The sequence below is a fragment of the Pseudomonas sp. DC1.2 genome (assembly GCF_034351645.1).
Lineage (GTDB): Bacteria > Pseudomonadota > Gammaproteobacteria > Pseudomonadales > Pseudomonadaceae > Aquipseudomonas.
Map to the genome: position 1 here is coordinate 5,814,156 of NZ_CP133782.1, position 10,465 is coordinate 5,824,620.

The 10,465-nt window shown below is 56.2% G+C and carries 11 protein-coding genes; 2 read left to right on the forward strand and 9 right to left on the reverse strand.

The window, feature by feature from the left end; translation table 11 throughout:
• Nucleotides 1-26: 26 nt before the first annotated feature.
• The 9 genes from RHM68_RS26480 to RHM68_RS26520 form a co-directional block, all read right to left on the reverse strand.
• Nucleotides 27-335, reverse strand: a complete 309-nt coding sequence (locus RHM68_RS26480; RefSeq protein WP_322219920.1) for a DUF2388 domain-containing protein — start codon at nt 333-335, stop codon at nt 27-29.
• 88 nt (nt 336-423) lie between these two features.
• Entirely contained in the window at nt 424-741 is a 318-nt protein-coding gene (locus RHM68_RS26485) for a DUF2388 domain-containing protein (RefSeq protein ID WP_322219921.1), read from the reverse strand.
• Between the two features lie 146 nt (nt 742-887).
• A complete protein-coding gene (locus tag RHM68_RS26490; RefSeq protein WP_322219922.1) occupies nt 888-1,097 on the reverse strand; it encodes a DUF1127 domain-containing protein in 210 nt (69 codons plus the stop codon).
• Nucleotides 1,098-1,357: 260 nt separating this feature from the next.
• Nucleotides 1,358-1,573 (reverse strand): DUF1127 domain-containing protein, encoded by a 216-nt coding sequence (locus RHM68_RS26495; protein ID WP_322219923.1) that lies wholly within the window; start codon nt 1,571-1,573, stop codon nt 1,358-1,360.
• A gap of 319 nt (nt 1,574-1,892) precedes the next feature.
• Entirely contained in the window at nt 1,893-3,386 is a 1,494-nt protein-coding gene (locus tag RHM68_RS26500; RefSeq protein WP_322219924.1) for an acetyl-CoA hydrolase/transferase family protein, read from the reverse strand.
• 180 nt (nt 3,387-3,566) lie between these two features.
• Complete coding sequence (locus RHM68_RS26505; RefSeq protein ID WP_322219925.1) at nt 3,567-5,003, reverse strand: NAD(P)(+) transhydrogenase (Re/Si-specific) subunit beta; 1,437 nt, start codon at nt 5,001-5,003, stop codon at nt 3,567-3,569.
• A complete protein-coding gene (locus RHM68_RS26510; RefSeq protein WP_016978856.1) occupies nt 5,003-5,326 on the reverse strand; it encodes an NAD(P) transhydrogenase subunit alpha in 324 nt (107 codons plus the stop codon). Before RHM68_RS26510 ends, RHM68_RS26505 begins: the two co-directional genes overlap by 1 nt.
• 15 nt (nt 5,327-5,341) lie before the next feature.
• Complete coding sequence (locus RHM68_RS26515; RefSeq protein ID WP_322219926.1) at nt 5,342-6,463, reverse strand: Re/Si-specific NAD(P)(+) transhydrogenase subunit alpha; 1,122 nt, start codon at nt 6,461-6,463, stop codon at nt 5,342-5,344.
• Between the two features lie 432 nt (nt 6,464-6,895).
• Entirely contained in the window at nt 6,896-7,795 is a 900-nt protein-coding gene (locus RHM68_RS26520) for a LysR family transcriptional regulator (RefSeq protein WP_322219927.1), read from the reverse strand.
• Nucleotides 7,796-7,953: 158 nt separating this feature from the next.
• On the opposite strand from RHM68_RS26520, the gene RHM68_RS26525 reads away from it, so the two are divergent.
• Together RHM68_RS26525 and RHM68_RS26530 are read left to right on the forward strand one after the other, a co-directional pair.
• Nucleotides 7,954-9,135, forward strand: a complete 1,182-nt coding sequence (locus tag RHM68_RS26525) for an acyl-CoA dehydrogenase (RefSeq protein WP_322219928.1) — start codon at nt 7,954-7,956, stop codon at nt 9,133-9,135.
• Nucleotides 9,136-9,148: 13 nt separating this feature from the next.
• The gene (locus RHM68_RS26530; protein WP_322219929.1) at nt 9,149-10,369 is read left to right on the forward strand and encodes a CaiB/BaiF CoA-transferase family protein; all 1,221 of its coding nucleotides are present in this window, start codon (nt 9,149-9,151) and stop codon (nt 10,367-10,369) included.
• The last annotated feature ends 96 nt before the right edge of the window (nt 10,370-10,465 follow it).

The window sequence follows — 10,465 nt, forward strand, 5'->3', positions numbered from 1 at the left end:
GAACGACTCCGGAAGAACAAAGATGACTATTGGACGAGAATTGCCTGTGCCAGTTCAAGGTCGCTGGCATGAAGTTTTGGCTGGGCTCGGCGCAGGTAAACCAGGGCTGATTCCAGTTGCGCTCCTCGCAGTTGGCCATCACTGGCGATGAAAGCCGCCGCGTCATCCTGCGCAGCGACTAACAGTTTATGGTCGAAGGGCGCGGAGGTCACCTTGCTGGTGGCGTAACTGCTGACCACAATGCCTTGTGTCGACACATCGAATGCATTGGCAAAGCCTGACCAGCAGGCCCCGACGAAGATCGGAACCATCAACAGGTATGAAAGAAAACGCATGAGACTCGATAGCTGAAAGCGAGTCCCAAGGCTAGCGGAATGCCCCCGCTAGAGCCAGCCCCGAAACATCGGGACACGACGCGCGTGCTTAGATCGACAGAATGGCCTGGGCCAACTGTTCGTCGGTGGCATTGAGCTGCGGTGCCTGGCGATGGATCTCATCGAGCGCGCTTTCCAGTTTCACACCGCGGATGGCGCCATTGGTGGCGACGAAGCTGGCGGCGTCATCACGGGCGGCACGTACGATTTTGTTGTCACGCAACGACGAGGACAGATTGGACGTTGCATCGGAGCTGGACTTGAGCGCCCCCACAACGGCATCGGTTGTTACGATAAAGCTGGAGGCGTTGGCATTGGCAGACATGGCGAGCAGGGCCGCAGCGCTTAGCAGGCGAAGACGAGACATGGGGTAACTCCTGTGAATGAATCGAGATGAGAGGTGGCGCAGTGTCTGGTGAATCAGACGCCTGTCGTGCCCTGTTCGCCACGTTCACACTGGATATTAGGCCCGCGGGTATCGGTTCGGACAGTCCCGCTGGTTCAGGTAAAGCGTTAGCGCCAGAACGGTTTGTCCAGTTCAGCGAATAGATCAGCCTGGCTGATACCTAAATCAGAGCGTTGTTGTTCATCGAGTTGACCCAATAAACGCCGGGTTCTGACTCTTTCCGGGCTGTTGGCGAAAGCCTTCAGTAATCCCCGTAGCCTGCTGAAACGGGTCGTCGTTTCATGGGGAGAAACAGAAACATTCGGTAAGTTATTCATGGCGAGGACCTTCTGCCAGGGGGTTGAGATAAGCATTGTTACCTCGTCTGGTTTGCCGTAACAGGCACAGGAAAGTAAAATTGTACCGGTTCAATTTAATGCAATTTAAAACTGTGATTATTGTTTCTTATCCTTTGTGTATGGGCTCAGTCTCAGCCCCCAAAACGACAAAACCCGTCGTGGTTTCCCACGACGGGTTTTGTTTATTCAATTCGGGTTGCTGGCGGTGGACCCTGCAGGTCAGAGCCAGCGACGCTAACTTAGCGCCAGAATGGCTTGCTCAGCTCTTCGTAGCGTTGTGCTTCGCTAATCCCGGCGTCTGCCAGCAAACGCGAATCCAGACGAGCCAGTTGATGGCGGCTGGAGATGCGGCGCTGCCACAACATCAGGTTGGCAAGAACGCGAAGAGGCATGGAAGCTTGGGTTTTTGCAGCGGTATCTTGGAAAAACAGCTCGGAACTGAGTGTACGTTCCATGGTTGACATCCTTCCGCTTGTGGCGGGATTAGGTAGTGGTTTGACTGGTGCCCATGATCCTCTGGTTTGCCTAGTCTCTCTAGATACAGTTCACCTGTAATGTGAGGGACCAGTTATCTGTTAAAAGGCTTTGTACGGGTCTAAATTGAGGCAACTGTACTTGTCCGCACTAATTTAGTGCCTTTTTTGCGTATTCGACCGGAAATGTAGGTTATGACCGTAGGAAATGACCGGTACAGCAGTACAGTTTTAAGCAGAAAGCCGCAGCGGCACTCACAGCTGACGCAACTGTATGTACGTCAGCTGTTTTTTGCTGTCGTTATACCTTCAGCATGCGCCCGGTTTCTTCCAGGTTGATGTGCCAGCTCAGTGCGTCGCGCAGGATGTGTGGGGTGTGCCCACCGAGTGCGCAGGCGGCGGTGAAGTAATCATCCAGCGCTTGTCGATAATCCGGATGCACACAGTTGTCGATGACTACGCGTGCCCGTTCCCGCGGCGCCAGGCCGCGCAGGTCGGCCAGGCCGATCTCGGTGACGAGGATGTCGACGTCATGTTCGGTGTGGTCGACGTGGCTGACCATCGGCACCACGCTGGAAATCGCTCCGCCCTTGGCAATCGACTTGGTGACAAAGATCGACAGGTGCGCATTGCGCGCGAAGTCACCGGAGCCACCGATACCGTTCATCATTCGTGTGCCGCAGACGTGGGTGGAGTTGACGTTGCCGTACAGATCGAATTCCAGCGCGGTATTGACCGCGATGATACCCAGGCGCCGAACCACTTCCGGGTGGTTGGATATTTCCTGAGGGCGCAACACCAGCTTGTCTTTGTAATGTTCCAGGTTGCCGAATACGTCAGCGTTGCGCCGGGCCGACAAGGTGATCGAGCTGCCCGAGGCAAAGCTCAGCTTGCCCGCGTCGATCAGATCGAAGGTCGAATCCTGCAGCACTTCGGAATACATCGTCAGGTCTTCGAACGGAGAGTCAATCAGGCCGCACATCACTGAATTGGCGATGGTTCCGATGCCGGCCTGTAGCGGGCCAAGCTTGTTCGTCATGCGGCCGGCGGCCACTTCCTGCTTGAAGAAGTCGATCAGGTGGTTAGCGATGGCCTGGGTGTCAGTATCCGGCGGGAGCACGGTAGACGGCGAATCGGACTGATTGGTGATCACGATCGCGACGATCTTTTCCGGCGGTATCGGGATGGCGGTGCTGCCGATACGGTCGTCGACTTTTATCAACGGAATAGGCGTGCGGGTCGGACGGTAAGTCGGGATATAGATGTCGTGCAACCCTTCCAGATTCGGGTTATGCGCCAGGTTGATCTCGACGATCACTTGCTTGGCGAAAATCGCAAAGCTGGCCGAGTTGCCTACCGACGTGGTTGGCACGATATGACCCTGCTCGGTGATCGCCACGGCTTCAATCACCGCGATGTCCGGCAGTTTGAGCTGCTGGTTGCGCAGCATCTCCACGGTTTCCGAAAGATGCTGATCGATGAACATGACCTCGCCAGCGTTGATCGCTTTGCGTAGCGTGCTATCGACCTGGAACGGCATGCGTCGCGACAGGACACCGGCTTCAGTGAGCTGCTTATCGAGGTCGTTGCCCAGGCTGGCGCCGGTCATCAGAGTGATTTTCAGCGGGGTGGTCTTGGCGCGCTCGGCCAGTGCGTGCGGCACGGCCTTGGCTTCACCGGCGCGGGTGAAGCCGCTCATGCCGACGGTCATTCCGTCGTGAATCAGAGCAGCAGCCTCGGCGGCGCTCATCACCTTATCTAACAACGAAGGCAAGCGGATACGATCACGGTACATGGATTGTTATCTCGGGCAACGGAAGCAAGATGCGCAGTCTAGTGATTTCAAAAACATTCGTCCCGCTACCATGGTCGAATGCCAAACCCTCATTTAGAGCCTTTGGTCGGCTTTCACCGAGCATAAAAAAACCCCAGCCTACTAAAGGCTGAGGTTTTGGGTCTTGCGTTGGAGCAGGTTTTACTCGATGGCTTTGACCATGTCTTCGATAACTTTCTTGGCGTCGCCGAAGACCATCATTGTTTTGTCGAGGTAGAACAGTTCGTTGTCGAGACCGGCATAACCGCTGGCCATCGAACGCTTGTTGACGATGATGGTCTTGGCCTTGAACGCTTCCAGGATCGGCATGCCGGCAATCGGTGATTTTGGATCATTCTTCGCAGCCGGGTTGACCACATCGTTAGCGCCGAGTACCAGCACCACGTCGGCCTGACCGAACTCGGAGTTGATGTCTTCCATCTCGAATACCTGGTCGTAAGGTACTTCGGCCTCGGCCAGCAATACGTTCATGTGCCCAGGCATTCGGCCGGCAACCGGGTGGATCGCGTATTTTACCGTGATGCCGCGATGGGTCAGCTTCTCGGTCAGCTCCTTGAGCGCGTGCTGCGCGCGGGCCACCGCCAGGCCGTAGCCGGGAACAATGATCACGGTGTCGGCGTTGGTCAGTAGGAAGGTCGCGTCGTCAGCCGAGCCGGACTTCACCGGTCGGGCTTCTTTAGAGCCGGCAGGGCCCGCCGTGTCTGCCGTATTACCAAAGCCGCCGAGTAATACATTAAAGAAGGAGCGGTTCATCGCCTTGCACATGATGTACGAGAGGATCGCGCCGCTTGAGCCCACCAGCGAGCCGGCAATGATCAACATCGAGTTGTTCAGCGAAAAGCCGATACCCGCCGCTGCCCAGCCGGAGTAGCTGTTGAGCATCGACACCACCACCGGCATGTCCGCGCCGCCTATCGGGATGATGATCAGGACGCCCAACACGAAGGCCAGAGCCAGCATCGCCGCGAAGGCATTGAGGTTGCCGGTCAGCATGAACGTAAGGCCTAGCGCCAGAGTGGCCAGGCCCAACACCAGGTTCAACTTGTGTTGACCGCCGAACTGTACCGGTGCGCCCTGGAACAGACGAAACTTGTACTTGCCCGACAGCTTGCCAAACGCGATCACCGATCCGGAAAAGGTAATTGCACCGATGGCAGCGCCGAGGAACAGTTCCAGGCGGTTGCCGGCAGGAATCGAGTCGCCCAGCTGTTTAACGATGCCCAGCGATTGCGGCTCAACGACAGCGGCGATCGCAATAAACACGGCAGCCAAGCCAATCATGCTGTGCATGAACGCGACCAGTTCCGGCATCTTGGTCATTTCAACGCGTTTGGCCATGATCGAACCAGCGGTGCCGCCGACCAGCAAGCCAACGATGACGTAGCCGATCCCTGCGGTGGCCAGCTCAGCGCCCAGCTTATAGATGAGGCCGACAGTGGTGAGTATCGCCAGACCCATACCAAGCATGCCGAACAGGTTGCCGCGTCGTGACGTAGTCGGGTGCGACAGGCCTTTGAGGGCCTGGATAAAGCAGATCGACGCGATCAAGTAGAGCGTCGTGACAAGGTTCATGCTCATTACTTGGGCGCCTCTTCTTTTGCGACTTTCGGGGCTTTTTTCTTGAACATCTCAAGCATTCTGCGGGTGACCAGGAAGCCACCAAACACATTCACTGCCGCCAGAGCCACCGCCAGGGTGCCCATGGTTTTGCCCAGCGGCGTCACGGTCAGAGCCGCGGCGAGCATTGCGCCGACGATCACGATTGCCGAGATCGCGTTGGTCACTGCCATCAACGGCGTGTGCAGCGCAGGTGTGACGTTCCAGACCACGTGATAACCGACATAAATCGCCAGCACGAAGATGATCAGGTTGTAGATACCGGGGGAGATAAGCTCTTCCATCGTCTGAGTCCCTGCTTAGGCGTTTTTGCGGATGACTTGGCCGTCGCGGCACATCAGGCACGCGGCGACGATGTCGTCTTCTAGGTTCACTTCGAACTGGCCTTCTTTGTTGAAGACCAGCTTCAGGAAGTCCAGCAGGTTTCGGGCGTAGAGCGCCGAGGCGTCTGCCGCAACTTCACCGGCCAAGTTGGTCGGACCGCAAATAGTCACGCCATTTGCAACGACCACCTGATCGGCCACCGTCAACGGGCAGTTGCCACCTTGGGCGGCGGCGAGGTCAATGACCACCGAGCCGGGCTTCATCTGCGCCACCGTTTCGGCGCTCAACAGCGTCGGCGCCTTGCGGCCCGGGATCAGTGCCGTGGTGATGACAATGTCAGCCTGCTTGGCGCGCTCATGCACGGCCAGTGCCTGACGTTGCATCCAGCTCGCTGGCATTGGTCGCGCGTAACCACCGACACCGACGGCGCATTCGCGCTCTTCGTCAGTCTCGTAAGGCACGTCGACGAACTTGGCGCCGAGCGATTCGATCTGCTCTTTTACGGCTGGACGCACGTCAGACGCTTCTATCACGGCACCCAGACGTTTCGCTGTAGCGATCGCCTGCAAACCAGCGACGCCGGCGCCGAGAATCAGCACGCGCGCCGCTTTCACGGTGCCTGCGGCGGTCATCAGCATCGGCATGAAGCGCGGGTAGTGATGGGCGGCGAGCAGCACGGATTTGTAACCGGCAATGTTCGCTTGCGAGGACAGCACATCCAGGCTCTGCGCGCGGGAGGTGCGTGGCGCGGCTTCCAGCGCGAACGCGGTAATGCCGCACTCGGCCAGCTTTGCGATGGTTTCATTGCTGAACGGGTTGAGCATGCCCACCACAACGGTGCCGCTTTTAATCAGCGCCAGCTCGCTGTCGCTGGGAGCGACCACCTTGAGAATCAGATCGGCACCAAACGCATCGTCGGCATTGCCAATGGTTGCGCCTGCCGCTTCATAAGCACTGTCGACAACACTGGCTTTGATGCCGGCGCCTCTCTGTACAGTGACTTTATGACCTTGGCCGATCAGCTTTTTGATGGTTTCCGGGGTTGCAGCAACCCGTGTTTCACCCGTCTGGGTTTCGAGAGGAACACCAATGTGCACGTCAAATCTCCTGCGTGATCTTGTTGAGTAAACCCAGGCACTACGGATGGTGCAACTGGGGGGCCGATCAGCACGGTCCCGCCAAATCCGGGCGGGGCGCGGCATTTTGCAGGCGAACTTTGTGGCCTTCAAGCGATTATGATGCGTGACGGAAAATTAACTACAAGTCACCCTGTGACTAAATGTCGCAACTAACTCGTATTATTCCTTCCGATCCTTGATTTATATGAGATTTTTCGAAAATTTAAAAATTAATACATCGGCATGGTGAATAAAGCGTCATCGCTATGAAGTAGTGCTCAAAGCCACGTCTCTAGGTACTTGTGGAACATTTTTGCTGCATGTCAGTACAGTTCATAAAATGCGACATATACGTATATCTGTAGTGTTTCAATTTAATTGACTACAGAGTTAATAAATTGACTACGGTCCTTATAATTCGCGGCTGTAGCCCTGTGCTTGACTAACCAGCCAATCGCGAAATGCCCGCAAAGAGGCTGACGCTACCTTTCGTTCTGGAATTATCAGGTAATAGGCCTTGATGCTGGAAAGTGCCTGAGGGTTGGCAATCACTAAGCGCTTCTCCGTCAGTTCACGTTGAATCAGGAACGGTGGGATCAGTGCGACGCCCATGTCGTGCATGGCCGCCTGGGCGAGCATGGAGAATAGCTCGTAGCGTGGGCCTGTCATGTCGCGGGGGACATTCAGGCTCTGCGCATTGAACCATTGGCGCCAAGCGTAAGGACGGGTAGTTTGTTGTAGCAGTGGCAGTTCAGCGATGTCAGTGGCTGTCAGGGTTGTCATTTGCTTCAGTAGGGCGGGGCTGCACACCGGCATCGGATTCTCACCCATCAATCGGTGGGATTCGGTACCCGACCAGTCCGCATCACCGAAATAGATCGCGGCATCGAACTCGGTATCGGCGAACAGAAACGGCCTTGTGCGGTTGGTAAGGTTGACGGTCACTTCCGGGTGTTTGTGTTGGAAGTCCTTGAGGCGAGGCAGCAGCCACTGTGTGCCGAAGGTCGGTACGACCGCCAGTTCGATAACGTTGGCCCCTTGTTGGCCCATGACTGACAGGGTGTCCCGTTCAACCGCGTCGAGTTGTGTGGCTACCCTCCGGCTGTAGGAAAGCCCTGCTTCTGTGAGCTTAACGCCACGTCTTGAGCGTCGGAACAATTCGACACTCAGAAAATCTTCAAGACTGGCGATCTGTCTGCAGATCGCTCCTTGGGTGAGCGAAAGTTCCTGAGCGGCCTTGGTAAAGCTCTCGTGACGTGCGGCAGCTTCAAAACTGATCAGGGCAGTTGTGCTGGGGATTTTCCTGCGCATGTACGTGAACCTCACTGATGCTTCTTGCTCATGAGCATCTAGCGATGCTTCGGAGTGAGAAATTAGCACAACAGTATGCTAAATCCTCGTTTGTCGAGACGACGGACCGCGCCTAGGATCAGTCAACGTTATTTGACCTGATTCGAGAGGACTCACTCATGGGTGGTAAAGCTAGCTTCAATTGGATCGACCCACTGTTGTTGGATCAACAGCTCACTGAAGAAGAACGCATGATTCGTGACACCGCCGAGCAATTCGCTCAGCAGAAGTTAGCGCCGCGCGTTCTTGAGGCTTTCCGCCATGAAAAGACTGACCCAGCGATCTTCCGCGAGATGGGGGAAGTGGGTTTACTGGGTGCCACCATTCCTGAGCAGTACGGTGGTAGTGGCTTGAGTTATGTCAGTTATGGACTGATCGCCCGTGAAGTCGAGCGCGTCGACTCAGGCTATCGCTCTATGATGAGCGTGCAGTCTTCTCTGGTGATGGTGCCGATCAATGAATTCGGGACCGAAGCTCAGAAACAGAAGTACCTGCCGAAACTGGCCTCGGGGGAATGGATTGGTTGCTTCGGTTTGACGGAGCCTGATCATGGTTCTGATCCGGGAGCGATGATTACTCGCGCACGAAAAGTGGACGGCGGTTACAGCCTCACTGGCAGCAAAATGTGGATCACCAACAGCCCGATCGCTGACGTTTTCGTCGTATGGGGCAAGGATGATGCCGGGGATATCCGTGGCTTCGTGCTGGAGAAGGGGTGGAAAGGCCTGAGCGCTCCGGCGATTCACGGCAAGGTCGGTCTGCGCGCGTCCATCACTGGCGAGATCGTCATGGACAACGTGTTTGTCCCTGAAGAGAACATCTTCCCGGATGTCCGCGGTTTGAAAGGCCCTTTTACCTGTCTCAACTCTGCACGCTACGGCATTTCCTGGGGAGCGTTGGGCGCTGCCGAGTTTTGCTGGCACACCGCTCGCCAGTACACCCTTGATCGTCATCAGTTCGGTCGTCCTTTGGCGGCTACTCAGTTGATCCAGAAGAAGCTGGCCGATATGCAGACTGAAATCACTCTGGCGCTGCAAGGTTGCCTGCGTCTGGGGCGTATGAAAGATGAAGGCACTGCGGCGGTTGAAATCACTTCGATCATGAAGCGTAACTCCTGCGGTAAGTCGCTAGATATCGCACGCATGGCTCGGGACATGCTGGGCGGCAACGGGATCTCTGATGAGTTTGGCGTCGCGCGTCACCTCGTCAACTTGGAGGTGGTGAATACCTATGAGGGCACCCATGACGTTCATGCGCTGATTCTGGGTCGCGCCCAGACCGGTATCCAGGCGTTCTATTAATAGGAGAGCGACCATGGGCGCGCTATCGCATCTACGGGTACTGGATTTGTCTCGGGTGCTAGCCGGGCCTTGGGCCGGGCAGGTCCTGGCGGATCTGGGTGCTGAAGTGATTAAAGTTGAGCGCCCGGGCAAGGGGGACGACACGCGTGCCTGGGGGCCGCCCTTCCTTAAAGACGCTTATGGTGAGAACACCAGCGAAGCGGCTTACTACCTGTCGGCCAATCGTAACAAGCAATCAGTGACCATCGATTTTACGCGGCCTGAAGGGCAGAAGCTGGTGCGCGATCTTGCCGCCAAGTCAGACATCCTGATCGAGAACTTTAAGGTCGGCGGGTTGGAGGCTTATGGATTGGATTATGAGTCGCTGAAGGCGATCAATCCGAATCTGATTTATTGCTCTATCACCGGGTTTGGTCAGACGGGTCCTTACGCTAAGCGCGCGGGTTATGACTTCATGATCCAAGGGCTGGGCGGGTTGATGAGTCTGACGGGGCGACCTGAAGGTGATGAGGGGGCGGGGCCGGTGAAAGTCGGCGTAGCGCTGACGGACATTTTGACGGGGCTTTATTCCGCGGTGGCGATTCTCGCGGCGTTGGCGCATCGGGATCATGACGGTGGCGGTCAGCATATCGATATGGCATTGCTGGACGTGCAGGTAGCGTGTCTGGCTAATCAGGCGATGAACTACCTGACGACAGGCGATGCGCCGAAGCGCCTAGGGAATGCCCATCCGAACATCGTTCCTTATCAGGATTTTCCTACGGCAGATGGAGACTTCATCCTGACCGTGGGTAACGATAGTCAGTTCCGAAAATTTGCCGAGGTCGCCGGGCAGCCGCAGTGGGCGGATGATCCGCGTTTTGCGACCAATACGCTAAGAGTTGCCAATCGCGTGATGTTGATTCCGCTGATTCGCCAGGCAACGGTCTTCAAGACGACAGCTGAGTGGGTTGTGCAATTGGAGAGGGCGGGAGTGCCTTGCGGGCCAATTAATGACTTGGCACAGGTGTTTGCTGATCCTCAAGTTCGGGCGCGTGGACTGTCTATCGAGCTGCCTCATGTACTGGCGGGGATGGTGCCTCAGGTAGCCAGTCCGATTCGTCTGTCCGAGACTCCTGTGGAGTACCGAAATGCGCCTCCTTTGTTGGGGGAGAACACGCTGGAAGTTTTGCAGCGGGTTTTGGGTCTGGATGCTTGTGCAGTGGCTATTTTTAAGGAGACTGGGGTGCTCTGAGGATTCCTCCTATATAGAAGGCGTGGTTTTGCTCTTCTATATAGAGAGCCGGTGAGGCCGTTTTCCGGCCTTCTGCACGTTATTGATAGAAAAGCG

What these genes read in the sequence shown, in the direction of transcription:
- RHM68_RS26495 (WP_322219923.1), bottom strand. Translation starts at nt 1,573, where the DNA reads ATGGAACGTACACTCAGTTCCGAGCTGTTTTTCCAAGATACCGCTGCA.
- RHM68_RS26510 (WP_016978856.1), bottom strand. Translation starts at nt 5,326, where the DNA reads ATGGAAGAGCTTATCTCCCCCGGTATCTACAACCTGATCATCTTCGTG.
- RHM68_RS26505 (WP_322219925.1), bottom strand. Translation starts at nt 5,003, where the DNA reads ATGAGCATGAACCTTGTCACGACGCTCTACTTGATCGCGTCGATCTGC.
- RHM68_RS26480 (WP_322219920.1), bottom strand. Translation starts at nt 335, where the DNA reads ATGCGTTTTCTTTCATACCTGTTGATGGTTCCGATCTTCGTCGGGGCC.
- RHM68_RS26525 (WP_322219928.1), top strand. Translation starts at nt 7,954, where the DNA reads ATGGGTGGTAAAGCTAGCTTCAATTGGATCGACCCACTGTTGTTGGAT.
- RHM68_RS26490 (WP_322219922.1), bottom strand. Translation starts at nt 1,097, where the DNA reads ATGAATAACTTACCGAATGTTTCTGTTTCTCCCCATGAAACGACGACC.
- RHM68_RS26500 (WP_322219924.1), bottom strand. Translation starts at nt 3,386, where the DNA reads ATGTACCGTGATCGTATCCGCTTGCCTTCGTTGTTAGATAAGGTGATG.
- RHM68_RS26530 (WP_322219929.1), top strand. Translation starts at nt 9,149, where the DNA reads ATGGGCGCGCTATCGCATCTACGGGTACTGGATTTGTCTCGGGTGCTA.
- RHM68_RS26485 (WP_322219921.1), bottom strand. Translation starts at nt 741, where the DNA reads ATGTCTCGTCTTCGCCTGCTAAGCGCTGCGGCCCTGCTCGCCATGTCT.
- RHM68_RS26520 (WP_322219927.1), bottom strand. Translation starts at nt 7,795, where the DNA reads ATGCGCAGGAAAATCCCCAGCACAACTGCCCTGATCAGTTTTGAAGCT.